This is a genomic window from Caldimonas caldifontis (assembly GCF_002930615.1).
GTDB classification, from domain to species: Bacteria; Pseudomonadota; Gammaproteobacteria; order Burkholderiales; family Burkholderiaceae_C; genus Caldimonas; species Caldimonas caldifontis.
This window is the reverse complement of sequence record NZ_PSNX01000006.1, coordinates 57,183-81,144: the sequence shown is the minus strand read 5'-3', so window position 1 is coordinate 81,144 and position 23,962 is coordinate 57,183. Positions and strand designations below refer to the sequence as shown.

25 protein-coding genes are annotated in these 23,962 nt (G+C 66.4%); 6 read left to right on the top strand and 19 right to left on the bottom strand.

Going from position 1 to position 23,962, the window contains the following annotated elements:
- Window positions 1-6: 6 nt before the first annotated feature.
- Window positions 7-402 carry a DUF2917 domain-containing protein gene (locus C1704_RS08195; RefSeq protein WP_170064653.1) on the top strand — a complete coding sequence of 132 codons (396 nt, stop codon included), beginning with the start codon at window positions 7-9 and terminating at the stop codon, window positions 400-402.
- A gap of 3 nt (window positions 403-405) precedes the next feature.
- On the opposite strand, the gene C1704_RS08190 is transcribed toward C1704_RS08195, so the two are convergent.
- The 4 genes from C1704_RS08190 to def form a co-directional block, all read right to left on the bottom strand.
- On the bottom strand, window positions 406-735 hold the full coding sequence (locus C1704_RS08190; protein ID WP_104302234.1) for a hypothetical protein: 330 nt from the start codon (window positions 733-735) through the stop codon (window positions 406-408).
- 74 nt (window positions 736-809) lie between these two features.
- Entirely contained in the window at window positions 810-1,667 is an 858-nt protein-coding gene (gene htpX, locus C1704_RS08185; protein ID WP_104302233.1) for a zinc metalloprotease HtpX, read from the bottom strand.
- A gap of 69 nt (window positions 1,668-1,736) precedes the next feature.
- Entirely contained in the window at window positions 1,737-2,696 is a 960-nt protein-coding gene (fmt, locus tag C1704_RS08180; protein ID WP_104302232.1) for a methionyl-tRNA formyltransferase, read from the bottom strand.
- A 12-nt stretch (window positions 2,697-2,708) separates the two neighbouring features.
- Entirely contained in the window at window positions 2,709-3,218 is a 510-nt protein-coding gene (gene def, locus C1704_RS08175; protein ID WP_104302231.1) for a peptide deformylase, read from the bottom strand.
- A gap of 250 nt (window positions 3,219-3,468) precedes the next feature.
- Between def and C1704_RS08170 the strand changes: the two genes are divergently transcribed.
- The 3 genes from C1704_RS08170 (at window position 3,469) to C1704_RS08160 (ending at window position 6,367) form a co-directional block, all read left to right on the top strand.
- Complete coding sequence (locus tag C1704_RS08170; RefSeq protein ID WP_104302230.1) at window positions 3,469-4,638, top strand: LysM peptidoglycan-binding domain-containing protein; 1,170 nt, start codon at window positions 3,469-3,471, stop codon at window positions 4,636-4,638.
- 55 nt (window positions 4,639-4,693) lie between these two features.
- Window positions 4,694-5,824, top strand: a complete 1,131-nt coding sequence (gene dprA / locus C1704_RS08165; RefSeq protein WP_245876422.1) for a DNA-processing protein DprA — start codon at window positions 4,694-4,696, stop codon at window positions 5,822-5,824.
- Between the two features lie 90 nt (window positions 5,825-5,914).
- Entirely contained in the window at window positions 5,915-6,367 is a 453-nt protein-coding gene (locus C1704_RS08160; protein WP_104302229.1) for a Smg family protein, read from the top strand.
- Window positions 6,368-6,404: 37 nt separating this feature from the next.
- Here C1704_RS08160 and C1704_RS08155 read toward each other — a convergent pair whose 3' ends face one another.
- The 14 genes from C1704_RS08155 to C1704_RS08095 all read right to left on the bottom strand — a co-directional run bounded on the left by C1704_RS08155 (window position 6,405) and on the right by C1704_RS08095 (window position 21,061).
- Window positions 6,405-8,687 carry a DUF1631 family protein gene (locus tag C1704_RS08155; RefSeq protein WP_104302228.1) on the bottom strand — a complete coding sequence of 761 codons (2,283 nt, stop codon included), beginning with the start codon at window positions 8,685-8,687 and terminating at the stop codon, window positions 6,405-6,407.
- Between the two features lie 47 nt (window positions 8,688-8,734).
- Window positions 8,735-9,766 carry a protein translocase subunit SecF gene (gene secF, locus C1704_RS08150; protein WP_104302227.1) on the bottom strand — a complete coding sequence of 344 codons (1,032 nt, stop codon included), beginning with the start codon at window positions 9,764-9,766 and terminating at the stop codon, window positions 8,735-8,737.
- A 27-nt stretch (window positions 9,767-9,793) separates the two neighbouring features.
- A complete protein-coding gene (secD, locus tag C1704_RS08145) occupies window positions 9,794-11,668 on the bottom strand; it encodes a protein translocase subunit SecD (protein ID WP_104302226.1) in 1,875 nt (624 codons plus the stop codon).
- Window positions 11,669-11,782: 114 nt separating this feature from the next.
- Window positions 11,783-12,109, bottom strand: coding sequence for a preprotein translocase subunit YajC (gene yajC / locus C1704_RS08140; RefSeq protein WP_104302225.1), 327 nt, complete (start codon window positions 12,107-12,109; stop codon window positions 11,783-11,785).
- A 102-nt stretch (window positions 12,110-12,211) separates the two neighbouring features.
- The gene (locus C1704_RS08135) at window positions 12,212-12,883 is read right to left on the bottom strand and encodes a DUF799 domain-containing protein (protein ID WP_104302224.1); all 672 of its coding nucleotides are present in this window, start codon (window positions 12,881-12,883) and stop codon (window positions 12,212-12,214) included.
- A complete protein-coding gene (locus C1704_RS08130) occupies window positions 12,880-13,104 on the bottom strand; it encodes a DUF4810 domain-containing protein (protein ID WP_104302223.1) in 225 nt (74 codons plus the stop codon). Before C1704_RS08130 ends, C1704_RS08135 begins: the two co-directional genes overlap by 4 nt.
- A gap of 3 nt (window positions 13,105-13,107) precedes the next feature.
- The gene (locus C1704_RS17575; RefSeq protein ID WP_170064652.1) at window positions 13,108-13,272 is read right to left on the bottom strand and encodes a hypothetical protein; all 165 of its coding nucleotides are present in this window, start codon (window positions 13,270-13,272) and stop codon (window positions 13,108-13,110) included.
- Complete coding sequence (locus tag C1704_RS08125; RefSeq protein WP_104302222.1) at window positions 13,269-13,955, bottom strand: CsgG/HfaB family protein; 687 nt, start codon at window positions 13,953-13,955, stop codon at window positions 13,269-13,271. The genes C1704_RS17575 and C1704_RS08125 overlap by 4 nt, the downstream gene beginning before the upstream one ends.
- Before the next feature lie 496 nt (window positions 13,956-14,451).
- Window positions 14,452-16,809: a heavy metal translocating P-type ATPase gene (locus C1704_RS08120; RefSeq protein ID WP_104302221.1), complete on the bottom strand. Its 2,358-nt coding sequence runs from the start codon at window positions 16,807-16,809 to the stop codon at window positions 14,452-14,454.
- Window positions 16,810-16,813: 4 nt separating this feature from the next.
- Complete coding sequence (locus C1704_RS18005) at window positions 16,814-17,149, bottom strand: DUF2933 domain-containing protein (RefSeq protein ID WP_459551233.1); 336 nt, start codon at window positions 17,147-17,149, stop codon at window positions 16,814-16,816.
- Between the two features lie 35 nt (window positions 17,150-17,184).
- On the bottom strand, window positions 17,185-17,667 hold the full coding sequence (locus C1704_RS08110; RefSeq protein WP_104302220.1) for a DUF411 domain-containing protein: 483 nt from the start codon (window positions 17,665-17,667) through the stop codon (window positions 17,185-17,187).
- Between the two features lie 24 nt (window positions 17,668-17,691).
- Window positions 17,692-18,204 carry a cupredoxin domain-containing protein gene (locus tag C1704_RS08105; RefSeq protein ID WP_026330412.1) on the bottom strand — a complete coding sequence of 171 codons (513 nt, stop codon included), beginning with the start codon at window positions 18,202-18,204 and terminating at the stop codon, window positions 17,692-17,694.
- Between the two features lie 56 nt (window positions 18,205-18,260).
- Window positions 18,261-19,178, bottom strand: coding sequence for a copper resistance protein B (locus C1704_RS08100; protein WP_232301080.1), 918 nt, complete (start codon window positions 19,176-19,178; stop codon window positions 18,261-18,263).
- A gap of 23 nt (window positions 19,179-19,201) precedes the next feature.
- Entirely contained in the window at window positions 19,202-21,061 is a 1,860-nt protein-coding gene (locus tag C1704_RS08095) for a copper resistance system multicopper oxidase (protein WP_104302219.1), read from the bottom strand.
- A 175-nt stretch (window positions 21,062-21,236) separates the two neighbouring features.
- Here C1704_RS08095 and C1704_RS08090 point away from each other — a divergent pair, with 175 nt between their 5' ends.
- Both C1704_RS08090 and C1704_RS08085 read left to right on the top strand, forming a co-directional pair.
- Window positions 21,237-21,920, top strand: a complete 684-nt coding sequence (locus C1704_RS08090) for a heavy metal response regulator transcription factor (RefSeq protein ID WP_062196586.1) — start codon at window positions 21,237-21,239, stop codon at window positions 21,918-21,920.
- Window positions 21,921-23,303, top strand: a complete 1,383-nt coding sequence (locus tag C1704_RS08085) for a heavy metal sensor histidine kinase (RefSeq protein WP_104302218.1) — start codon at window positions 21,921-21,923, stop codon at window positions 23,301-23,303.
- A 199-nt stretch (window positions 23,304-23,502) separates the two neighbouring features.
- On the opposite strand, the gene C1704_RS08080 is transcribed toward C1704_RS08085, so the two are convergent.
- Entirely contained in the window at window positions 23,503-23,892 is a 390-nt protein-coding gene (locus C1704_RS08080; RefSeq protein WP_082438493.1) for an EAL domain-containing protein, read from the bottom strand.
- Window positions 23,893-23,962: the final 70 nt, after the last annotated feature.

Here is a 23,962-nt window from a genome sequence, read left to right as displayed (position 1 = left end):
ACACTCATGCAAGCAATGCACCAATCCCGCCCTCTCGGCGTCCTCGGCCCCGGGTCCGGTCGCACGCTGCGCTGGCGCGCCAGCGAGGCCGGGACCCTGATCGTGCACGGCAGCGCCCTGTGGGTCACCCGCACCGGCGGTGGAGACGATCTCGTGCTCAACCCGGGCGAAGGCCTGAGCCTGCACCGCGGCGACGAAGTGGTGGCCGAGACCTGGCGTGCCGATGGGCAGGCGCAACTGCACTGGCAGGCCGAAGCCCAAGGCCTGGGCACACGCGGTTTCTGGGAGGCGCTGGCGCGTGGCGCCGAGGCCGCGGCCCGTATCCTGGGCCGCCTGGCCGACTGGGCCCGGGCCCACGGCACGGGGACAGGAACGGCCTGTCCGGCCGCGGGCGCTCGCTGACCCTCAACGCTCGGCGGATTCGCCCTCGGGCCCGCCCAGCAGGCGGGCATGCCGCGGGTTGACGACCTGCGGCGGGACTTCGCTGAGCTTGTTCTCGGCCATGTAGTCGTTCATCTCGCGCCAGCCAGCGAAGATGGCCGCCTTGTCGGCCCGGGGGTTCAGCGTGTAGCAGTCCTCGATGGCGCGCCCGGCATGGCGGCAGGCCCCACCCAGGGCGCGCCCTTCCGCGTCACGGCGCTCGGCCACCGCCTGCGCCGATTCGATGCCCAGTTGGTCGCAGCCCGCAAGGGCGACCAGGCTCAGCAACGTCAGTGAAAGGGTCAGGGCACGCATGACAAGGGTGGGCAAAGGGTCCGTCCCCGGGATATCGGCGGCCGGGGCCCGGACTTGAGTCCGGATTCCCGGGCTCAGCGATAGGCGCCCATCCGGGCCATGTCCATCAGCCGGGCCACCCGCTCCTCCGTGGCCGGGTGGGTGGAGAACAGCCCGCGCAGCCCCCCGCCCGACAGCGGGTTCATGATCATCATCTGCGCCGTCTCCGGATGCCGCTCGGCAGCCTCCAGCGGGATGCCCTGGGCGTAGCGCTGGATCTTCTGCAAGGCGCTGGCCAGGGCCTGCGGGTCACCGGAGATCTCGGCGCCGCCGCGGTCGGCCTCGAACTCACGCGCCCGGCTGATGGCCATCTGGATCAGGCTGGCCGCCAGCGGCGCCAGGATCATCACCAGGAGGCCCACGACGGGATTGGCCGGGCGGCCTTCGCTGTCGCGCCCGCCGAAGAACATCGCAAAGTTGGCCAGCATCGAGATCGCGCCGGCCATCGTCGCGCTGATGGTCGAGATCAGGATGTCGCGGTGCTTCACATGGGCCAGTTCGTGCGCCATCACGCCGCGCAGCTCGCGCTCGTTGAGCACGCGCATAATGCCGGTGGTGGCCGCCACGGCGGCGTTGTGCGGATTGCGGCCGGTGGCGAAGGCGTTGGGCGCGTCTTCGTGGATGAGATACACCTTGGGCATGGGCAGCCCGGCCTTGTGCGCCAGCTCACGCACCATGCCGTAGAACTGCGGCGCCGTGGTTTCATCGACCTCCTGGGCGTTGTACATCTTCAGCACCAGCTTGTCCGAGAACCAGTAGCTGAAGAAATTCATGCCCAGCGCCACGATGAGCGCAAGCATCATGCCCTGCTGGCCGCCCAGCAGCGAGCCGATGGCCATGAACAGCCCGGTGATGGCCGCCATCAGGATGGCAGTCTTCATCATGTTGAACATCGTGGTGTTCCTTTCTGCTCCAACCTCGCCCCAGATGGGGTCGCCCGAGTTGTATATCAAGCGATGGGCTCAGTCCGCAGGCGGGGCAAAGACCATGCCGGGCCTCACCATATGGCCCGCCAGGAATTCCTTCACCTTCAGGCGCCGTCCGCCGGGCTTTTGCAGCTCCAGCAGGCACAGCACCCCTTCGCCGCAGCCCACCCGCACGCCCTCGTCGCCGACCGACAGCACCTCGCCCGGGGCGCCCTGCCCCGGCTCGGCCCGCGCGGACCACACCTTCAGCGCAGTGTCCCCCAGGTGGGCCACGCCGCCGGGGAAGGGGTCGAAGGCGCGCAGGCGGCGCTCGATCACCCCGGCCGGCTCGGTCCAGTCGATCCTCGCCTCGGACTTGTCGATCTTGTGGGCGTAGGTCACGCCCTCGTCAGGCTGCTTCACCGGCTTCAGGCCACCGCAGGCGGCAAGCTCCAGCGCCTCGACGATGAGCCGCCCTCCGATCTCGGCCAGCCGGTCGTGCAGACGGGCCGTCGTGTCGTCACTGCGGATCGGGGTGCGTTCGGCCAGCAGCATGTCGCCGGTGTCCAGGCCCTCATCCATCTGCATGATGGTGACGCCGGTGTCGGCATCCCCTGCCTCGATGGCGCGATGGATGGGGGCCGCCCCCCGCCAGCGCGGCAGCAGCGAGGCGTGGATGTTCAGGCAGCCCAGGCGCGGCAATGCCAGCACCCAGCGCGGCAGGATCAGACCGTAGGCGGCCACCACCATCACGTCGGGCTGCAGCGCCAGCAGGCGCTCGCGGGTCGCCCTGGCATCCTCGGGATACCTGCCATCCAGCCGCAGGCTGCGCGGCTGAGCCACCTCGATGCCATGGGCCTGGGCCCATTGCTTGACCGGGCTGGGGCTGAGCTTCATCCCCCGGCCGGCCGGACGGTCGGGCTGGGTGAGAACCAGCGGAATCCGGAAACCAGCCGCATGCAGGGCGGCCAGGGCCACCTGGGCGAACTCCGGGGTGCCGGCAAAGACCACCTTCATCGGGCGGCCCTTTCAGCGCACCTCGTCCTTGGCGCGCTTCTGGAGCTTGGACTTGATGCGGTTGCGCTTGAGCGGCGAGAGGTATTCGACGAAGACCTTGCCCATCAGGTGATCCATCTCGTGCTGGACACACACCGCGAGCAGCCCGTCCGCCTCGAATTCATACGCTTGACCATTGCGGTCCAGCGCGCGCACGCGCACCCGGGCGTGGCGGTCCACCTTGTCATAGATGGCCGGCACCGACAGGCAGCCCTCTTCCCAGACGATCATCTCCTCACTTTTCTCAACCAGCTCGGGATTGATCAGCACCCGCGGATCGTCGCGTTCGTCAGACACGTCGATCACGATGACCCGCTCATGCACATCGACCTGGGTGGCCGCCAGGCCCACGCCCTGGGCCTCGTACATGGTCTCCAGCATGTCATCGACCAGACGCTGGATGCGCGCGTCCACCTCGGCCACCGGCTTGGCGACCTTGTGCAGGCGCGGATCGGGATAACGCAGGATGTTCAGCAAGGCCATGGCAGCGGGTGTGCCCCGTCAGGGGCTGCATGTGTGGAATTCCCGCAACGCCGGATTTCGTGAACCAGTGCCGCAGCACCAGTAACGTCCAGCAAAATTCGTTGCGGCATCAAGGGTTTATGGGCAGAATCTGTGAAACTATGTGAGGATTTTCGCCGAACTGTCGTCCCCGGGCGGAATAAGAACTCATTAACCATATGGCGTCATGGCCCCGGAAAAACAGGCCGTGCCGGAATGCGGAGACCCCTGCATGATTCGTAAGCTCACGCCGCAAGCCCGTCCGACGCAGTCGCCTGCGCTCGCACGCCTGGGGATCCAGGCCCTGGCCACCGTGGCGCTCGCCACCGCCTGCGCCAGCGCGCTGGCCGTCAATTATCCGGTCACTCCGCAGCAGCGCGCCACCGCCCAGCAGGTGGCACAGGCCGGGGTGCCATTGTCCGAACTCGCCCCCAACGCGCCCGACACCTATGTGGTCAAGCGCGGTGACACCCTCTGGGATATCTCCAGCCTCTTCCTGCGCAGCCCCTGGCGCTGGCCCGAGCTGTGGGGCATGAACCTGGACCAGATCCGCAACCCGCACCTGATCTTCCCGGGGCAGGTCCTGGTGCTTGAGAAGCTCAACGGCATGGCCCGGCTGCGCATGGGCGAACCCGTGGCAGGCACGGTCAAGCTGTCGCCGCGGGTGCGCAGCACCGAGCTCATCGATGGCATTGCCTCGGTGCCGCTGGACCTGATCGAGCCCTTCCTGAACGAGGCCGTCATCTTCAATCGTGATGAGCTGGAGGCCGCGCCCCGTGTGGTGGCGGCTCAGGAAGGCCGGGTCCTGATGTCCCGCGGTGACCGCGCCTATGTGCGCGGCGAGATGGGCGAGCAGCGCGACTGGCGCGTCTTCCGCAACGCCAAGCCCCTGCTCGACCCCCTCACGAAGGAGGTGCTGGGTTACGAAGCCGCCTACGTGGGTGCGGCCACCTACGTCCGCCCGGGCAGCACCAATGCCCAGGGCGAGATCATCCCCGCGACGGTGGAGGTGCAATCGGTGCGTCAGGAGATGGGTGTGGGCGATCGTCTCGCCCCCATGCCGCCGCGCGAGTTCATCAACTACGTGCCGCACGCGCCGCAGGCCCCCATCGATGGGCGCATCGCCTCCATCTATGGCGACAACACGACAGCGGGACAGAACCAGGTGGTGGCTCTGAACAAGGGCAGCCAGGATGGCGTCGAACGCGGTCATGTGCTGGCGCTGTGGACCGCTGGCCGTGTCATGAAGGACACCACCTCGGCCGACAAGGCCACGCTGCGCCTGCCCGACGAACGCCACGGCCTGCTGTTCGTCTTCCGCGTGTTCGACCGCATGTCCTATGCCCTGGTGCTGAACGTGCGGGATCCGGTCGTGGTGGGCGACCGCTTCACCCAACCCTGAGCCCCGAGGCAGTCGGGCGGGCCTTCGCGGCCCGCCTTTGCTTTTCTGGCGCCCGATGTCCGATCCCCGCATCGCCCCCGACGAGCTGTCTGCCTGGCTGCGGCTGCTCGAAACCCCGGGCCTGGGCCGCGAGTCCGTGCGTCGCCTGCTGGCCGCCTTCGGATCCCCCCAGGCCGCCTGCCAGGCGCCTCTTGCCGCCCGGCGTGGCGTGGTCGGAGACGCCCTCGCCCGGGCCCTGGAGGAGCCTCCCGCCCACTGGCCGGCCCTGGTGGAGCGCACCCTGGGCTGGCTGGCGGCGAGCCCGCGGCACCACGTCGTCACCCTGGGCGACCCGGGCTACCCGCCCCTGCTGCTCGCCACGGCCGATCCGCCTGTGCTTTTCTACGCCATCGGCGACCTGGACAAGCTCCTCGGCCCCTCGATCGCCGTGGTGGGCACCCGCCACCCGAGCCGTCAGGGGCTGGAGAACGCGCGCGCCTTTGCGGCCCATCTCAGTCAGGTGGGGCTCACGGTGGTGTCGGGCCTGGCGCTGGGCATCGATGGCGCCGCGCATGAAGGTGCGCTCGAAGGCCCGGGCGGCACGGTCGCCGTGGTGGGAACTGGCCTGGATCAGGTCTATCCCAGGCGCCATCAGGCCCTGGCGGCACGCATTGCCGAACACGGGCTGCTGATGAGCGAATATGCCCTGGGCACCCCACCCCTGCCCCCTCACTTCCCGCAGCGCAACCGCATCCTCTCTGGCCTGAGCCGGGGCACCCTGGTGATCGAGGCCGCGGTGCAGTCCGGCTCGCTGATCACCGCCCGGCTGGCGGCCGAACAGGGGCGCGAGGTGTTTGCCATTCCCGGCTCCATCCACGCCCCCCAGTCGCGCGGTTGCCACGCGCTCATCAAGCAAGGTGCCAAGCTCGTGGAATCGGCCCAGGACATCCTGGACGAGCTGCACTGGGCCGATGTGCGGCTGACACCCGTCAGCCGGTCTGGCGCCGACCATGCCCCGGACCCGGCCCCCGACCTGCACGACGAACTCCTGGACGCGCTGGGCCACGATCCGGCCTCGCTGGACGCGCTGCAGGCCCGCTGCGGCTGGCCCACCGACCGGCTGAGTGCCCGCCTGCTGGAGCTGGAGCTGTCCGGTGAGGTCGAGCGCCTGCCCGGCGGGCTCTTCCAGCGCTGCCACCGGGCCTGATCGCCGGGGGCGCCCAAGCCGGGAAAAGCCACGTCGCCCACCGTTGGATTTGACGCTTGCCCTGCGGGGCGCCTCGGGTATAGTCAAACCATGTTCGATGTGCTCGTGTACCTCTACGAAAACTACTGGCGGCCCGATGCCTGCCCGGACCACGAGCAGCTGACCCGCAAACTCTCCGCGGTGGGTTTCGAAAGCGACGAAATCCAGGAAGCCCTGAACTGGCTCGACGGCCTGACCCTGAGCGCCCAGACGCACGCCGGCCAGCAAGGCGAACACAGCATGCGGGTGTTCACTTCGGCCGAACACGACCACTTCGGCGAGGAGTGCCTGGGTTTCGTCAGCTTCCTCGAATCGGCCGGCGTGCTGCCGCCGCCCATGCGCGAGATCGTCATCGATCGTGCCATGGCCATCCCGGGCGGGCCCGTCTCCCTGGAAGACCTCAAGATCATCGTGCTGATGGTCTTCTGGAGCCTGGGCGAAGAACCCGACGCCCTCATCCTCGACGAACTCTTCGTCGACGTGCAGGACCGCCTCATCCACTGACACCCTCTGGCCGGCACCGGGCGCCGCCGGACGGCTTTCAGTTGAGCAGACGGCTGGGGTCGGCGTCGAGCTTGGCCAGCGCGTCGCGCGTGGCACGCACCGTGAGCGCCTCTTCCTCGGCCGGCACCAGCAAACCCGCCTGCAGGAAGGCCGCCAGGCGATGCTGCTGGAAGAGCACGCAGCGCCCGTTGGGCGAGACAAACAGGCTGAGCTGCTTGCGCAGGCCTTGCCAGGCCAGCTGCACCGGCTCGTTGCGGCCTCGGTAGTCGAGCTTGAACCAGGCGCCCACCTGGATGCCCCGCGCCCAGGCCACCATGGCCGGGCTCGGCATGGAGCCTCCCTCGGCCACCACCTCCAGGCCGGAGGTTTCACGACCGGACAGGTCGAGCACCATGGACTCGTCGATCTCCACCTCGGCGTCGGGCAGCAGTTCTTCCAGGGTTTCAAGGCGCAGCATCAGCTCGTCCAGCCGCTCGGCCGGGATGGCCGCCGTCTTGGCCGTGAAGGCCGCTGCCAGCGAGTTGTTCAGCGTCTGGATGTGCTCGTCCTGCTTCTCAGGTGAGACCCCCGCGCCTGCCATGCCGTCGCGCAAGGTCTTGAGCAGGGGCGGCAGGCGGCGGATCACCTCGGCGCGCTCCTCGCGCGACACCTTGGCGCTGGCCGACCAGATCAGGTCGGCGGCTGCACGCTTCATCGCCTTGGTGGGCTCGCCGTTGGGGCCGTGCTTGACGGCCGTCATGGCCAGCACGTCGGCCCAGATCTGGAAAAGGAAGTCGCGCACCCCTTCCTGCACCGGCACCTCGTTGAGCATCTTGCGCAGCTCGATGGTGTACTGGATGGCCAGGATCTCGCGCTGCTCGACCTGCTGGGCCAGCGAGACCCCCTTGCGCGACTGCTCGTGCTCGTTGCGGAAGTAGTGATCGAGGAATTTCTCGAACTCCACGAGCACGGTCTGGAACACGCGGCGTCCGGTGTCGGGGTAGGCCTCCACCACCTGAACCACCCGCTTGATCTCCTTCTCCAGCGCCTCGCTCGCGCCGGCCGTGGCCTCGTCGAAGCCCATCACGCAGGCGCCCATGCGGTCGATGAGCTTGCGCGCGGGGTGGTCGATGGTGGCGAAGAAGTCGGGCTCGCTGATGGCCACGCGCAGCACCGGCATCTGCAGCCGCGCAAACCACACCCGCACCGATGCCGGCAAACGCTCTTCCATCAGCAGGCTCTGGAACAGCAGGGCGACGATCTCGATCGTGGCGCGCTCGATGGGGGATTCGGTGGCCTGCTTGAGGGCCTGCTTGCGCTCCTGGAGCCCCTGCACCAGGGCCGCAGGATGGGCCACCGCCCCAGGAGCGCTGGGTTGGAACTGCTGCGCCACTTCTCGCTCGGCGCGCGCCATGGCCTCGGCCAGGCGGGGTGAAGCCGGCTGGGCCTGGGTGGTGGCCTCGAACTCGGGCACCTGCTTGCCCACGAGCCGGTTGAGCCGGCCCAGCACGGCGTGGGCCTGCTCCGAGGCCCGCAGCAGGTTGGAAGCCCGCGTCATCAGGCGCGTTTCCTCGCCCACGGAATGCTGGGGCCCGCTGGGCGCAGCGCCCCCCGCCAGCACCGAAGCCGCCCGGGTCGCACCGCCCATTTCGGTGGGGCGCCCCGTCGCCGCCACGCCGGTGTCGCGCGCCCGGCGGATGAGGGGGCGCAGATCGATCTCCGGCAAGACCCCATGGGCGATGAGCCACTTGTTCGTCTCGTGGTAGGCCAGCACCAGCAGGTGCCCCAGCTCGTCGTGCAGCACAGGCTGCACGCAGCGCCAGGCTTCGATGCTCAGACCCGCGGAGCGCCACGTCTGAAGCATCAGAGCCGCCATGACCTGGGGCCGAAGGAGGTCGGAGGGCGGCAGTTCGTCACGCCGCTCCAGGGCAATGATGCGAGAGCGCAAATCGGTGAATTCGGAACTGGCCTGATCCATGGCGGCCAGGGCCAGACGTGAGCCGAGAATTTCGTGCTCGATGGTGTCGTCATCCACCAGGGAGAGCTCGGCGCCGCGTCCCAGCCCCGCCAGCACCGTGGCGCTGGCACCGGCGGACAGGGAGCCCTGCCAGTTCTGGATCTGTTCGGACAGCTGCTGCTGCCAGGCACCCCGCAGGCGCTGCAGGTCGCCCCATGCGTCGCGGCGACGCAGCAGCAGCTCGGGCGGCGCCGGCTGGGTGGCGATCAGCTTGGCCCCTTCTTCGACCGCCTGGACGGCGTTGGGGGCCCCATAGAGCACCACGTTCAGGAAGGTCCTGCGGGCCTGGGCAGCAAGCGCCTTGGGGTCGGCAGGGATGGCCATGGTGGGGGTCGGGTGCCTGCGTTCGGATGAGGAGGGATCGCCGAACTCTACACCACGGCACCCGCGTTCGGGTCGTCCGGATCCGTCTCCTTGCGCGAGGGCGTGATCAGATCCTCGCGCTTGACGCCCAGCCACATGGCGGTGGCGGCGGCCACGAAAACCGAGGAGTAGATGCCGAAGCAGATGCCGATCGTCAGCGCCAGCGCGAAATAGTGCAGGGTGGGCCCGCCGAAGATCAGCATGGACAGCACCATGATCTGCGTCGAGCCGTGGGTGATGACGGTGCGGCTCATGGTGCGCGTGATGGCGTTGTCCATGATCTCGGCGGTCGTCATCTTGCGGTACTTGCGGAAGGATTCGCGGATGCGGTCGAAGATCACCACGGATTCGTTCACCGAGTAGCCCAGCACCGCGAGCACCGCGGCCAGCACCGAGAGCGAGAACTCCCACTGGAAAAAGGCAAAGAAGCCCAGAATGATGATGACGTCGTGCAGGTTGGCCACGATGGCCGCCACCGAGAACTTCCACTCGAAGCGGAAGGCCAGGTAGATCATGATGCCGATGATCGTCATGGCCAGGGCGATGGCACCATCGCGCGCGAGCTCAGCCCCCACCTGCGGACCCACGAACTCGCTGCGCTGCAGGCGCAGCGGCTCGCTGCCATTGGCATCGCAGACCTGCCGGCTGACCGCCTCGCCCCGGTCGGTGACTTCGTTGCGCTGCTCGATGCGGCCACTCTGGGCCGTGCACAGCGCCTCCATCACACGCGACACCACCTCCGACTGCTGCACCTCCCCGCGCAGCGGCAGGCGGATCAGCACATCGCGCGAAGTGCCGAAGTTCTGCACCTGCACTTCGCCAAAGCCCAACGTGTCGATCTGGCTGCGCACCTGGCCGATGTCGGCCGCCTGGGCGTACTGGACTTCCATCACGGTCCCGCCGGTGAACTCGATGGACAGGTGCAGCCCGCGGGTGATCAGGAAGAACACCGCCGCGATGAACATCGCCGCCGAAATGGCATTGAGCAGCAGCGCGTGCCGCATGAACGGGATGTCGCGCTTGATCCGAAAGAATTCCATGTGCGTGATTCCTGTGCGTTCGCGGCCTCAGGCCTTGGAGGCGGGTTCTCCGCCAGGCGTCCAGACCTGACCGATGGACACGGACTTGAGCTTCTTCTGCCGTCCGTACCACAGGTTCACCAGGCCACGCGAGAACAGCACGGCCGAGAACATCGACGTCAGGATGCCCAGGCAGTGCACCACGGCAAAGCCGCGCACCGGGCCGGAGCCGAAGGCCAGCAAGGCCACGCCGGCGATCAGCGTGGTGACGTTGGAGTCAAGGATGGTGGCCCAGGCCCGCTCGTAGCCGGCATGGATGGCCGCCTGCGGCGAGGCTCCGTTGCGCAACTCCTCGCGCACGCGTTCATTGATCAACACGTTCGCGTCGATGGCCATGCCCAGCGTGAGCGCCACCGCCGCGATGCCTGGCAGCGTGAGTGTGGCCTGCAGCATCGACAGCAGGGCCATCAGCAGGAAGAGGTTGAGGGTGAGCGCCAGAGTGGAGAACACGCCGAACAGCCTGTAGTAGGCGATCATGAAGACGGCGATGGCTGCCAGCCCCCAGATCACGCTGTTGAAGCCCTTGGCGATGTTCTCGGCGCCCAGCGCGGGGCCGATGGTGCGCTCCTCGATGATCTCCATCGGCGCGGCCAGCGAGCCGGCGCGCAACAGCAGGGCGACGTCGTTGGCCTCCTGCGTGGTCATGCGACCGGAGATCTGCACCCGCCCACCGCCGATCTCGGTGCGGATGACCGGGGCCGTCACCACCTCGCCGCGTCCCTTCTCGAACAGCAGGATGGCCATGCGCCGACCCACGTTCTCGCGGGTGATGTCGCGGAAGATGCGCGCGCCCTTGGCGTCGAGCGTGAGGTGCACGGCCGGCTGCTGCTGGTCGTCGAAGCCGGCCTGGGCGTCCGTGAGGTTCTCGCCCGTGAGGATGACCTGGCGGCGCACGATGAGCGGGGCCCCGCCGCGCTCCACATAGCGCTCGGTGCCGAAGGGCACCGGGCCGTTGCCGGCCAGCGCCGCCATGGCTTCGGCGCTGTCGTCCACCAGGCGAACCTCCAGCGTGGCGGTGCGCCCGATGATGTCCTTGGCGCGTGCGGTGTCCTGAACACCCGGCAGCTGCACCACCACCCGATCCAGCCCCTGCTGCTGGATCACCGGTTCGCTGGTGCCCAGCTCGTTGATGCGGTTGTGCAGCGTCGTGATGTTCTGCTTGAGCGCCTGATCCTGGATGCGGCGCGCCGCTTCGGGCTTGAGCGTGCCCGTGAGCTTGAAGTCGAGCCCGTCAACCGACTCGACCCAGTCCAGGTCGGCCAGCTGGTCACGCAGGACATCGCGCGCCTGCTGTTGTACGGCGGCTTCGCGGAAGCGCACCTCGACGTTGTTGCCGTTGCGGGTGATGCCCGCATGGCGGATGTTGCGGTCGCGCAGCAGCGCGCGCGCGTCGCCCACATAGGCCTCGGCACGCCGCGTGAGGGCCGCCTCCATGTCCACCTGCATCAGGAAGTGCACGCCGCCGCGCAGGTCCAGGCCCAGGTACATGGGCAGCGCGCGCACGGCGGTCAGCCATTGGGGTGACCGCGACACGAGGTTGAGGGCCACGACGTAGCCCGGATCGGCCGGGTCCGGGTTCAGCGCGCGGTCGATCACGTCGCGTGCGCGGATCTGGGTGTCGGTGTCGGCAAAGCGGGCGCGCACCGAATTGCCGTCGAACTGCACGAAATCCACCGGCACATTGCCATCGGCCAGGGCCTGCCGCACGCGCTCGGTCATGGCCTCGTCCATGCGGATGGTGACCTTGCCGCTGGAGACCTGCACCGCCGGCGCCTCGCCGAAGAAATTGGGCAGGGTATAGACCAGGCCCACGATCACCGCGACCAACAGGATCGCGTATTTCCACAGGGGATAGCGGTTCATGACAGCTCTTTCATGCCCATTGCCGCGGCCAGGCGGCGAGGCCTCAGCGGAACGAAGGGCGCCCCAGCGGCGCCCTTCCGGTTCTCCGGCATCCAGCCGGATCAGAGACCTGGATTACTTGATCGTTCCCTTGGGCAGCACCTGCACCACGGCCGAGCGCTGGACCTGGATCTCCACGCCATCGGCGACCTCCACGTGCAGATAGCTCTCGCCCAGCTTGGCGATCTTGCCGAGCAGGCCGCCAGCGGTCACGACCTCATCACCCTTGGCCAGGGCCTCGACCATGGCCTTGTGCTCCTTCTGGCGCTTCATCTGGGGGCGGATCATGATGAAGTAGAGCACCACGAACATCAGCACCAGCGGCAGCAGGCTCAGCAGGGTCGATTCGGTGCCGCCTTGCGCGGCGGGAGCCGCCTGGGCGAATGCTTCAGAGATGAACACGGGGAGTCTCCGGGAAAGGTCAATACAAATCTGAGATTGTATGCCGGTCTTTGCAGCCACCGTCCCCGGCGCTGGACCGCAGGCCAGCGCCGAGCCGCTCCGCTATTGGGCGGGCATGGGCTTGCCGTATGCGGGAGATCTCGGGCCTGGGAGGACGCCGTTGAACCGGGGCCCGCCCAACAGCCTCGCCTGCGCCGTGCCCGCGAACTGGTAGGACGCATCGGTGGCCGTCCCGATGATCTGCTTGACCAAGGCCGTCACCAGCAGACCCACCAGACCGCCCTGAGCCTGTTGGCTCTGTTCGGCCGAGGAGGCGAACGCACTGCCCGACCAGAGGAGTTGCCCATCCCTCAGGTCGATGATCTTCGCCTCGACATCCACGCGCGTCTCGCTGTCGATGAGCTTGTAGGACGTGCCATACCGATGGACCTTGATGTAGACGGCCGCATCCGCACCAAACACTTCCCGCAGCTTGGGATAGGGAATGCTCTGGGCCTCGGCTGCCGTCTGGATACCATTGCCGCGCAGCGTCTCGTCCACCAGAGTCACTGGCAAGACGTAGTAGCCGCCTTCGGCGAGCGGTCGAGCCGCATGGGACCAGACGCCCGGAGACGCCTTCACTTCGGGCGACTCGTTGAGGGGCGGCATGACCAGCAGGGAGGCCGGCTTCGCACGCTGGAAGGCGGTGTAGTCGTAGGGGGCCGGTGGCGTCGCGCAACCGGCCAGAAAGGCGCCCCCCAGCACGAGGGACGTCAGGCAGACAAAACGCTTCATGTCGAGTTCTTCTTCGATTCGGAGGATGCCGACCCGTCAAGCCGCTTGAGCAGGTGGTCCATGTAGGGAGTCGCTTCCGGGAAAGCCTTCTTCTCGGCGTTCCACATCTCTCGCGCGGCAGCGGCATTGCCCACCTCGAGGTGCAGCTTGCCCAGGTGCGCACGGAAGCCGGGTGGGAGTTCAGCGCCCGCCGCTCTCGCCTTCTCGGCATGGGCTTCCATCGCCTAGATCTGCTCCAGCGGGCTGACCCCCTCCCTGAGCAAGGCGTCGTATTGCTGCCGGGGAAAGTTCTCCCACATGTACAGGGGCTTGGGTGGCTGTGCGCAGCCCGCCAGGACAACAAGCGCCACCCACACGGCACGACGCATCGTGCGAGCATGGACTCTCATCGCTTGGCCTCCTGGCCCCACTGGCCCGAATCTCGGCCCGCCACGAGGTGATCCACGGCCTCCCGCAGCGCGAGGTCCAGGACTTTGCCGTTGAGCGTGGCGTCGTAGCTGGCCGTGCCGCCAAAGCCGAGGACCTCACGGTTGGACAGCTCGTATTCGCCCGCTCCGCGCGCCGAGAAGACAACTTCCGCCGTCACGCTGTTGACGATGTTCAGGGTGACCTTCGCATAGGCGATCTGGGCCTTGCCGCGGCCAAGCACGCCGAAGAATTGACGATCCCCCACTTCCTTGCGCCCGAACTCCGTGATGTCGCCCGTGACGACGTAGGCTGCCCCCTTGAGGTTTTGCGCAGCCCCTTGAATCCTGGCTTCCTGTTGGGTCTCGGCCAGGTTGTCGCGGTCCTGGACGGCGAAGCGCTGTGATTGATGCAGGTGAGCAATCAGAGCCGTCTTGGCCTGGGCTCCGAGGCGATCCACACCATCGGAGAAGACGCCGCGCATGTAGCTCGAGCGGTTGTCAAAACGCCCCACGGCGATCGGCGTGCGGGGGCCGCCGTATGGCGCCGCCGCCGATTGCACCTGCTGCACCTGCAGTGCGCGTGAACTCTCCGTTGCGCACCCCACGAGGAGCGCGCCAACGCTGGCAGCACCCAGCGTCAATGCAAGTCGACGAGACAGCATCATTGATTCCCTTCAGCAATGTGGTGTTGGTTTTGGCGCCGGCCCGTAGCCGGTCGTCCGGGCGTCCAGTCTAGGCGAGAACCATGGTGCACGACCCTTCGCCAGATCAATGGGCTCGGGCCGTGTCGGTGCGGTTTGCCAGAAAGTTCGCACCGGCAAAGGCAATGGGGCTCCATGCTGCCGCGGGACACCCCCGAAAGAGGGAGCGCGGAGTGTGGCTGAGACAAGACACGACGAAGGTCTGCCCGAATGCAAGAAGCCCCGTGAGGCACAACCTCACGGGGCTTCCCAAACTGGTGGTGCAGACGCGACCGGAATCCAACCCACTCTCTCAACGATTGAGCAATCCCGGGCAATCCTGCTCAGGTGCCGTGGTCGAGAGCATTCCAGGCCTCGATAGGGATCAGGTGTCCAACGTCGGGTGGCAACCGATACGACAGACCCAGCGATCTGGGTGTGCGCCCAGCACCCACCACGGCACGCGCGACGATCCTCGTGTTCAGACAAGACGGACGCCGCGCAAACGCAGCGCATTGCCGATCACCGATGCGGAGCTGAAACTCATTGCCAGGGCGGCGATCAACGGTGAAAGCAGCCAACCGGTGAGCGGATACAGCACGCCGGCCGCAATGGGAATGCCCAGTGCGTTGTAGAGAAAGGCGAACATCAGGTTCTGCTTCATGTTGCGGACCGTGGCCACTGACAAGGCGCGCGCCACCGCAATACCGCGCAGGTCACCCTTGACGAGCGTGATCTGTGCGCTGTTCATCGCCACGTCGGTGCCGGTGCCCATGGCGATACCGACGTCGGCCTTTGCCAAGGCCGGGGCATCATTGATGCCGTCACCAGCCATCGCAACGATACGCCCCTCGCGCTGCAGCCGCTCCACCAGTTGCAGTTTGTCGGCGGGCTTGACCTCGCCATGCACCTCATCGATGCCCAAGCGCGCCGCCACGGCCTTGGCCGTGGTCAGACCGTCGCCCGTGGCCATGACGACGCGCAAGCCCTCCGCGCGCAGCGACGCCAGCGCTTGCGGTGTGGTCTTCTTCACCGGGTCGGCGACGGCCAGGACTGCGGCGAGCACGCCATCGACGGCCAGATGCATCACGCTGGCACCCTCACCGCGCAGCGCCTCCGCCCGCTCGGCCAATGGCCGCACGTCCACACCGAGCTGTTCCATCAGCGCGGTGTTGCCCAGTGCCACGGCATGTCCATCGACGCGCCCGCGCACGCCGATGCCTGAGTGCGAGTCGAACTCCTCGGCGCGTGAGAGCACCAGGCCCTGCTCGCGCGCGGCCGTGACGATGGCTTCCGCCAGCGGGTGCTCGCTGCCCTGGTCGAGGCTGGCAGCCAGTCGCAAGGCTTCGCCGGCGGTGAAGCCTTCGGCTGCGATCGTCGTCTGATAGCGCGGCCGGCCCTCGGTCAATGTGCCGGTCTTGTCGACGATCAGGGTATCGACCTGGCGCATTTTCTCGATCGCGGCGGCATCGCGAAACAGCACCCCCTGCGTAGCCCCTCGCCCGGTCGCCACCATGATCGACATGGGCGTGGCCAAGCCCAGCGCGCAGGGGCAGGCGATGATCAGCACAGCCACGGCGTTGATGAGGCCAAAAACCCAACGCGGTTCCGGCCCGAACAGGCCCCAGGCAAAAAAGGTCAGCACGGCGATGGACACCGTCGCGACCACGAAATAGCCCGCCACGACATCGGCCATGCGCTGCATCGGCGCCTTGGACCGCTGCGCCTGCGCCACCATCTGCACAATCTGGGACAGCATGGTCGCCGAGCCGACACGTTCGGCGACCATGACGAGCGCGCCACTGGTATTGAGCGTCGCACCGATGACCTTGTCGCCCACCCGCTTGGTCACGGGCAGGGACTCCCCCGTCAGCATCGATTCGTCCACAGCGCTGCTGCCCTCGATTACCGTACCATCTACCGGAACCTTTTCGCCGGGTCGAATGCGCAGCCGATCGCCGACATGGATGTGCGTCAGGGGCACGTCCTCTTCCGTGCCATCGTCGCGAAGGCGCCGGGCGGTCTTGGGGGTCAGTCCGAGCAAGGACTTGATGGCGGCCGAGGTCTGCGAACGCGCCTTGAGTTCCAGTACCTGCCCCAGCAGGGTCAGGGAAATGATCACCGCCGCCGCCTCGAAGTACACCGCGACCCGTCCCATGGACACGAACGAGTCCGGGAACAGTTGTGGGGCCACGGTCGCCGCCACGCTGTAGACGAACGCCGCCCCGGTGCCCAGCCCGATCAGGGTCCACATGTTCGGGCTGCGATGGACCACGGACTGCCAGCCGCGCACGAAGAACGGCCGACCCGCCCACAGGACGATGGGCAGGGACAGAACGAGTTCGATCCAGGTCTGTGTGCGCGCCTCGAACCAATGCAACTGGTGGCCGAACATGGCAAGCACAGTGACCATGACGGTCAGCGGCAGGGTGCACCAGAAGCGGCGCTGGAAATCGCGCAGCTCGGGACTCTCTTCTCCTTCGAGATCCGGCAGCACCGGCTCCAGCGCCATGCCGCACTTCGGACAATAGCCGGGGTGATCCTGCCGGATCTCGGGGTGCATGGGGCAGGTGTAGATCGTGCCTGCCGCCAGCGCCGGCGCTTCGACAGACGAAGGCTCATGGCCGCTGTAGGCATAGCGCGCCGGCTCGGCGACGAACTTCGCCCGGCACTTGGCGCTGCAGAAGTAAAAGAGTCGGCCTGCGTGCTCGACGTGGTGCTCGGACTGCGCGGTCACGTCCATGCCGCAGACAGGGTCCTTCAGACCTTCGGCCCACTGCAGTGCGCTCGGGTGGTCGTGGGCGTGTCGGCGGTGTTCGTGGTCTGATCGCAGGTCCATGACTTCACGCCTCCCTGTTGGCGGGTTTGTCGGGCGGCGCACCATGCCCGCCATCGCCACCGTGGCCATGCAGCAGGTGCATCAGCGGGCACGCCAGCAGCAACAGGTACACCCAATTGCCTGCGACATGGATCCAGTGCTCGCGCAGCAGATAGAAGCCGCCGATGAGGGCAACCATCAGCAACGCGGTCCTCATGCGCCGATTCAGGCCGGACTGGCCGCGCGTGTCGTGGAGGTGTTCTTGGTCAGTCGCGTTCATCGCGGTGTTCCCTTCATCGAGGATCGGCGCGGTCGGCGCCGGCCTCCTGTTCCAGGTTGCAAGACCGCTGCTGCGCCTCATGGATCCAATCGGCACACGGTCAGTGCATGGTTTCTTCACGGATAAGAACCGAAAACTTGCGCTGCTCCGTCTTTCCCAACCAGCAAGACTTTGTAGGCATCACGGCGTCCTCCGTAGGCGACACCATCCATGCCGGGTGAACCAATGGGCATGCCCGGCACCGCCAAGCCCAGGGCTTGGGGCTTTTCCTTGAGCAGCCGCTGGATGTCCGTTGCGGGTACGTGGCCTTCGATCACATAGCCCTGGATCAGGGCCGTATGGCAGGAACCGAATTTCTGCGGCATCCCGAGGCGAGTGCGGGCTGCGCTGTTGCCCTGGTCGACGGCACTCACGCGGAATCCGCTTTTCTCCAGGTGGGCAATCCAGTCCTTGCAACACCCACAGTTCGGGTCCTTCCACACCTGCACGGCAAGCGTCTGCGGTGCGGCGGCTGGTGCCAGGGAGGGAAGACTCAGCGCAAGCACCGCCAGCAGCAGCCTGCGCCGCCGGGGGAACGGTTGATCACCGGTTTGGTGCATGACAAGGACCCCCGGTGACGCTGCTTACTCGACGACGATCTTGCCCACCATGCCCGCTTCCATATGGCCGGGGATGAGGCAGGCGAAGTCCACCGTACCGGGCTGATCGAACTGCCAAACCAGCCCGCCGCGCTGGCCAGGCTGGAGCGTCACCATGTTCGGCTCGGCATGCTGCATCTGGGGCATCTTGCGCATCATCTCAGCGTGTTCTTTGAGCTCCTGCAAGGAGCCGACCACCATTTCATGCGGCACCTTGCCCGCGTTTTTGACAAAGAAGCGGATCGTCTCGCCCTTTTTGACCGTGATGGTGGCGGGCGTGAACCGCATCGAGTCGTCCATGACCACCTCGATGGTGCGGTCGACCTTGGCGGGATCGCCTGGTTTGCCGACGTTGGAGTGTGATGCGCCACCGTGCATCGAACCGTGCATGCCTTGCATGTCGTGCCCGGCCATGCCATGGCCGCCCTGATGATTGCCGGCGGCCAGCGCCAACACAGGCAACGCGCTCAGCGCCAAAACGCTCAAGGTTTTCTTCATCATTGGATGCTCCTGATGGGATTCGTGAATGAGATCGTGGTTGTGCGTGGGCGCTGCTAGAACCACAGGCGCACGCCCGCCACATACCGCGTTTGCCGGGTGCGCTGCCCTTCGGCGCGCGCAAAATCCGCCGTCTGTCCAAACTTGCCCGCCCATTCGACGCCGACATAGGGCGCGAACTGGCGCGAGAATTCGTAACGCAGGCGCAGCCCTGTGGTGGCATCGGCCAGCCCGCTGCCCAGGCCACGCGCTTCATCGCGCCGGCCATACAGATTGACTTCCATGCGGGGCTGCAGAATCAGGCGCTGGGTGAGCAGGAGCTCGTACTCGCCCGACAGGCGCAGTGCCGTGCGTCCCGCGCCGCCGACGTAGGCCGTGGCATCGACGTCGAACCAGTACGGGGCGAGCCCTTGGATGCCCACAGCGAGCCAAGTCCGGTCAGGGCCGGCGCCGCTGTCCTGCCGCACCCCGAGTTGGGTGTCCCAGAACGGAGCCACCGCGTGGCCCCAAAGGACCTCGGTGCGTGCCTCCTCCAGTTTGCCGTCGGCGACGTCCCCTTCGGCCTTGAGGACCAGGCGGTCGTAGGTGCCGCCGAACCAGGCTTGCGCCTCATAGGCGGTGGCGTTGCCGTCCTTCGTGTCGACGCGCTCCAGGCGATCGAGGAGCACGCTGCCAAACGCATGTTCATCGGACAGCCGCAGTTGCCGTGGCCCAGGAAATGCGTACGGGCCCGACTCCAAGGTCAAGCCATTGGCATACGCGTGCGGATCGCGGGCATCGGCGGGGGCGGCTCCGCCTTGCATGCGCATGCTGCCGTGGTCCATGGTGGCGTTCGCGGACGATGGGGCGCGCGTTGGGGCGGCAGCCGCGCCCGAGTGCGCGGCATGGGCGCCGCCTTCCGTCGGTGTTTGCGCCCAGACGGGCGCCGCACCGAGCAGCACCAGCGCCGCCGTGAAGAGAGAGCAGGGTTTCATGGCGAATCTACTTGGGATGAGTTTCATGACACGACCACCACACGGAACATGCCCATGTCCATGTGCAACATCAGGTGGCAGTGCCAGGCCCAACGCCCCAGGGCGTCGGCGGTCACGAGGAAGCTGACGCGCTGCGCGGGCTGCACCGGGATGGTGTGGCGACGCACCAGGAACTGCCCGTCGGGTGTTTCCACCTCGCTCCACAGCCCATGCAAATGCATCGGGTGGGTCATCATCGTGTCGTTGTGCAGGATGATGCGCACCCGCTCGCCATACTTCAGATGCACCGGCGTGCTCTTGCCGAACTCGAGGCCGTCGAGCGACCAGGTATAGCGCTCCATGTTGCCGGTGAGGTGCAGCTCGATCTCGCGCTCGGCCCCGCGAGGATCGAGAGGGCCGCCGATCGTTTTGAGGTCGGCCAGCGTCAGCACGCGCCGGCCGTTGTTGCGCAGGCCAATGCCCGGATCGTCAAGATTGGTGCGCGGCATGTCCACCCGCATATCCGTGCTTGGGCCGTATTCCGTGCGTGCGTGACGGACCGTGGCGCTGTGCTTGGCCATCGCGCCGCCTGTCATGCCATGCATCGCGTGCTGGCCGTGATCCATGGCCATCGCGCCATGGTTCATGCCGGACATGTCGTGCTTCATGCCCGGCATGTCGTGGCCCATCGCGCCGTGGTCCATCGCGCCCATGGCCGAGCCGCCATGCCCCATCGCGCCGTGGTCCATCGCGCCCATCATGTCGGCCATGGTGAGCCATTCGACGGGATCGAGCGCAGGCACGGCGGCGCTCAAGCCCTCGCGCACCGCGAGCGTGCCGCGGGCGAAGCCGGTTCGATCCATCGATTGCGCGAAGATCGTGTAGGCGTCCTCTCGGGGCGTGACGATCACGTCGTAGGTCTCGCCCGGCCCGAAGCGGAACTCATCGACGGTCACGGGCTCGACGTTCTGCCCGTCGCTTTGCACCACCGTCATCTTGAGCCCCGGGATGCGCACGTCGTAGAAGGTGTTGGCCGCGCCGTTGATGAACCGCAGACGCACGCGCTCGCCCGGCCGGAACAGGCCAGTCCAATTGCCGGCAGGGGTGACGCCGTTCATCAGGTAGGTCAATGTCGCCCCCGAGAGATCGGCCAGATCGGTCGGGTTCATCCGCATCTGGTTCCACATCGCACGCTTGTCCAGTGCGCGGGAGAGCCCCATGTCGGCCACGTCACGGAAAAAATCGATCGCCGTCGGCTGATTGAAGTTGTAGTAGTCGCTTTGCGCCTTGAGCTTGGCGAGCACCCGCATGGGGTCTTCGTCGGTCCAGTCGGACAGCAGCACGACATGGTCGCGGTCGGCGCGGATGGGGTCTGCCTCACGCGGCTCGACGATCAAGGCCCCGTACATGCCGGTCTGCTCCTGCATGCCGGAGTGCGAGTGATACCAGTAGGTGCCGGTTTGTTCGAGGCGAAACTGGTAGGTGAAGGTTTCGCCAGGGGCGATGCCCGGGAAACTGACCCCAGGCACCCCGTCCATCTGGTAGGGCAGGATGATCCCGTGCCAGTGGATCGAGGTGGCCTCGCGCAGGCGGTTGGTGACGCGGATGGTGACCGTGTCGCCTTCCCGAAGTTTGAGCGTTGGCGCCGGGATGGAGCCGTTGATGGTGGTCGCCATCCTTGGCCTGCCGGTGAAGTTGACCGGCGACTCGGCAACCACCAGGTCGATGTTCGTGCCGCTGAGCACGGGCGCCGCACCCGTGCGCGTGTCGGCCAGCCCCTGCGCCGCAGCACGCACCCAGGGTGACAGGCCGACCATCACGCCGCCGGCGACCAAGCCGCGCACGAAGCGCCGCCGCGAGGGCACGGACGGCCATGGTGAATGAAACGGTCTCAAAGGGGGCATGGGATCCTCGCGGAGAGTTTCTGCAGTGAGTTTCTAATTCGGCGGATGAGTGCTGGGATGCTAGGGGCGCACCGCTGTCAGGAAGCTGTCTGAACGATTACATGTTTGTCATCAATGCGTCAGGTGCGCTAAAAATCGTCACACTGGCGTTTATCGGATACGGCCGAGCATCCGCATGAAGATATTGATCGTCGAAGATGAACCCAAAACGGGCGACTACCTGCGACAAGGCTTGAGCGAAGCGGGTTTCGTGGTCGATCTGGCGCAAGACGGCGCCGATGGTCTGCACCTGGCCTTGCAGGGCGAGTACGACCTGGTCATCCTGGATGTGATGCTGCCCGGCCTCGACGGCTGGCAGGTACTGCAGTCCTTGCGCCATCGCGGCCTGCAGATGCCGGTGCTGTTCCTGACCGCACGCGATCAGGTGGAAGACCGGGTCAAAGGCCTTGAACTCGGTGCGGACGACTATCTGGTCAAGCCTTTCTCCTTTGCCGAATTGCTGGCCCGCGTGCGCACGATCCTGCGCCGGGGGCGCAGTGGCAACGAGAGCACCGTGCTGCGCGTGGCCGATCTCGAACTGGACCTGCTGCGCCGACGCGTTTCACGCGGCGGGCGACGGATCAGTCTGAGTGCCAAAGAGTTCGGCTTGCTGGAACTGCTGATGCGCCGTCATGGCGAGGTCCTGCCCCGCTCGCTGATCGCCTCGCAGGTCTGGGACATGAATTTCGACAGCGATACCAATGTGATCGAGGTGGCCATCCGGCGCTTGCGCGCGAAGATTGATGAGGGTCATGAGGTCAAGCTGATCCACACCGTACGTGGCATGGGTTACGTATTGGAAGCACCGGAGGAGCGCTGAATGTTTCGCTCCCTGTCACTGACGACCCGGCTCACCCTCTTCTTTACGTTGGCGGCTGGGGCTGTGGTGTTTGGATTGGCCTTGTTGGTCATCGCTGCATCCGAGCGGCATTTCATCGAGCTGGATCACATGGCGCTGCAGGACAAGCAGCACCTGATCGAGGATATTTTGGCGCGATCCAATTCGACCGAGGACGCCAAGTGGCTGCTGCGTGAGGCATTGAGCCACCATCACGGGCTGTACGTCAGCGTCCACGATTCGAAAGGTGAAACGCTCTTCCAGTCCGAAGGATTTCGCCTCCCGCGCGAACTGTCACCGGCGGATGAAGGCAACGGCAACGACGCGCTGATCCATTGGGCCGACGCAGGGCAGGCGTTTCGCGGGATGCGTGTCCGGGTTATTCCAGCCTATGACGCAACGACGCGGCTGGACATCCTCGTTGCCATGGACACGGCGCATCACACACGGTTCATGCTGGAGTTGCGGCGCACCCTGATGACCTATGCCGTCGTGACGATCGTCATCTGTGGCTTGCTGAGCTGGTTTGCCGCGTACAAGGGGCTGGCGCCATTGCGTGCCATGAAATCCAGAGCCACCACGCTCACGAGCCAGCGGCTGCACCAGCGCATGCCCGTCGAGGCGGTACCCATCGAAATGGCCGATCTGGCTCACGAACTCAACAAGATGCTGGACCGGCTGGAAGACGCGTTCACGCGACTGTCGGAGTTCTCGTCGAATCTGGCGCATGAGCTGCGCACCCCCCTGAGCAACCTGCTGACCCAGACCCAGGTCGCGTTGGCTACCCGGCGGGATGCCGATACCTACCGGGAGATTCTGGCTTCCAATGCCGAGGAACTGCAGCGTCTGGGCCGCATGGTGTCCGATATGCTGTTCCTGGCCAAGGCCGAACGCGGGATGATGCTGCCGAACCGGGAACGTTTCTCGGCAGCCGAGGAAACGCACGCCCTGATTGAGTTCTATGAGGCGGTCGCCGATGAGAAGGGCGTCAGACTGGCTCAGCGTGGTGAGGGCGAGATCGTCGGTGATCGCTTGATGTTCCGCCGTGCCCTGAGCAATCTGCTTTCGAACGCGCTGCGCCACACGCCGCCACATGGCGAGGTCACGATCGAGATCAGCCAGTCTTCCCAAGCCACCCGGGTGAGCGTCGAGAACACCGGCGAGGACATCGAGCCGAAGATCTTGCCGCGCCTGTTCGATCGCTTTTACCGGGCCGACCCATCGCGGTCACATCCGGAAACCGACGGCGCAGGGCTGGGATTGGCGATTACCCGCGCCATTATGCAAACCCATGGAGGATCGATCAGCGTGACGTCCGCGCAGGGCAGGACCCGGTTCTGCCTGGAGTTCCCAGGCGGAACCTGATGAGGTGAAGCAGTTGGGGCGAGCCAGCCCAAGTGCCTTTGGTCTGTGCGCTTTCGCAGAGGCAATGGCCCCGATCGCTGTTGAACCGACCGGGCTGACGGCTCCCGATCACGGATCAGCGTGAACGCTACGAAGAGTTTGAGAGAACTCGAGGGCGTGATCATGCGCCGGGGCCCGGTGCCATGGAGCGGCTTTGCCGTCATGTACCGAGGTGGCCTTGCTCTTGGCGATCCACGTCCTGACCGAGATCATGACTCGGACATGCGCTTTGCAACCACCTGCGCGCGAAAACCTCGGCCGGCTCCGGACGGGCGAAGTAATACCCCTGTGCTTCGTCGCAACCCAATGCCAGCAAGTGTTCCGCCTGCGCTGCCTCTTCCACACCTTCGGCCAGGGTCTTGAGGCCGAGGCTCTTCGCCATGGCAACGATGGCGGACACAATGGCGAGATCGTTGCGATCGGTCAGCATGTCCCGCACGAACGAGATGTCGATCTTCAGTTTATGAACGGGAAATCGCTTGAGGTAAGCCAGTGAGGAATACCCGGTGCCGAAATCATCGATGGACAGCGCAAACCCGGCCGAGGTCAGGGCGCGCGTGACCCTCCATCACCGAGATCGCGGCAGCCGAGAGCATTGACCGGGGGCATGCAAGTCGGAT

Excerpts from the sequence above, each read along its gene's own strand:
- C1704_RS08195 (WP_170064653.1), top strand. The coding sequence starts at position 7 with ATGCAAGCAATGCACCAATCCCGCCCTCTCGGCGTCCTCGGCCCCGGG.
- C1704_RS08190 (WP_104302234.1), bottom strand. The coding sequence starts at position 735 with ATGCGTGCCCTGACCCTTTCACTGACGTTGCTGAGCCTGGTCGCCCTT.
- htpX (WP_104302233.1), bottom strand. The coding sequence starts at position 1,667 with ATGTTCAACATGATGAAGACTGCCATCCTGATGGCGGCCATCACCGGG.
- fmt (WP_104302232.1), bottom strand. The coding sequence starts at position 2,696 with ATGAAGGTGGTCTTTGCCGGCACCCCGGAGTTCGCCCAGGTGGCCCTG.
- def (WP_104302231.1), bottom strand. The coding sequence starts at position 3,218 with ATGGCCTTGCTGAACATCCTGCGTTATCCCGATCCGCGCCTGCACAAG.
- C1704_RS08170 (WP_104302230.1), top strand. The coding sequence starts at position 3,469 with ATGATTCGTAAGCTCACGCCGCAAGCCCGTCCGACGCAGTCGCCTGCG.
- dprA (WP_245876422.1), top strand. The coding sequence starts at position 4,694 with ATGTCCGATCCCCGCATCGCCCCCGACGAGCTGTCTGCCTGGCTGCGG.
- C1704_RS08160 (WP_104302229.1), top strand. The coding sequence starts at position 5,915 with ATGTTCGATGTGCTCGTGTACCTCTACGAAAACTACTGGCGGCCCGAT.
- C1704_RS08155 (WP_104302228.1), bottom strand. The coding sequence starts at position 8,687 with ATGGCCATCCCTGCCGACCCCAAGGCGCTTGCTGCCCAGGCCCGCAGG.
- secF (WP_104302227.1), bottom strand. The coding sequence starts at position 9,766 with ATGGAATTCTTTCGGATCAAGCGCGACATCCCGTTCATGCGGCACGCG.
- secD (WP_104302226.1), bottom strand. The coding sequence starts at position 11,668 with ATGAACCGCTATCCCCTGTGGAAATACGCGATCCTGTTGGTCGCGGTG.
- C1704_RS08135 (WP_104302224.1), bottom strand. The coding sequence starts at position 12,883 with ATGAAGCGTTTTGTCTGCCTGACGTCCCTCGTGCTGGGGGGCGCCTTT.
- C1704_RS08130 (WP_104302223.1), bottom strand. The coding sequence starts at position 13,104 with ATGGAAGCCCATGCCGAGAAGGCGAGAGCGGCGGGCGCTGAACTCCCA.
- C1704_RS17575 (WP_170064652.1), bottom strand. The coding sequence starts at position 13,272 with ATGAGAGTCCATGCTCGCACGATGCGTCGTGCCGTGTGGGTGGCGCTT.
- C1704_RS08125 (WP_104302222.1), bottom strand. The coding sequence starts at position 13,955 with ATGATGCTGTCTCGTCGACTTGCATTGACGCTGGGTGCTGCCAGCGTT.
- C1704_RS08120 (WP_104302221.1), bottom strand. The coding sequence starts at position 16,809 with ATGGACCTGCGATCAGACCACGAACACCGCCGACACGCCCACGACCAC.
- C1704_RS18005 (WP_459551233.1), bottom strand. The coding sequence starts at position 17,149 with ATGAGGCGCAGCAGCGGTCTTGCAACCTGGAACAGGAGGCCGGCGCCG.
- C1704_RS08110 (WP_104302220.1), bottom strand. The coding sequence starts at position 17,667 with ATGCACCAAACCGGTGATCAACCGTTCCCCCGGCGGCGCAGGCTGCTG.
- C1704_RS08105 (WP_026330412.1), bottom strand. The coding sequence starts at position 18,204 with ATGAAGAAAACCTTGAGCGTTTTGGCGCTGAGCGCGTTGCCTGTGTTG.
- C1704_RS08100 (WP_232301080.1), bottom strand. The coding sequence starts at position 19,178 with ATGAAACCCTGCTCTCTCTTCACGGCGGCGCTGGTGCTGCTCGGTGCG.
- C1704_RS08095 (WP_104302219.1), bottom strand. The coding sequence starts at position 21,061 with ATGCCCCCTTTGAGACCGTTTCATTCACCATGGCCGTCCGTGCCCTCG.
- C1704_RS08090 (WP_062196586.1), top strand. The coding sequence starts at position 21,237 with ATGAAGATATTGATCGTCGAAGATGAACCCAAAACGGGCGACTACCTG.
- C1704_RS08085 (WP_104302218.1), top strand. The coding sequence starts at position 21,921 with ATGTTTCGCTCCCTGTCACTGACGACCCGGCTCACCCTCTTCTTTACG.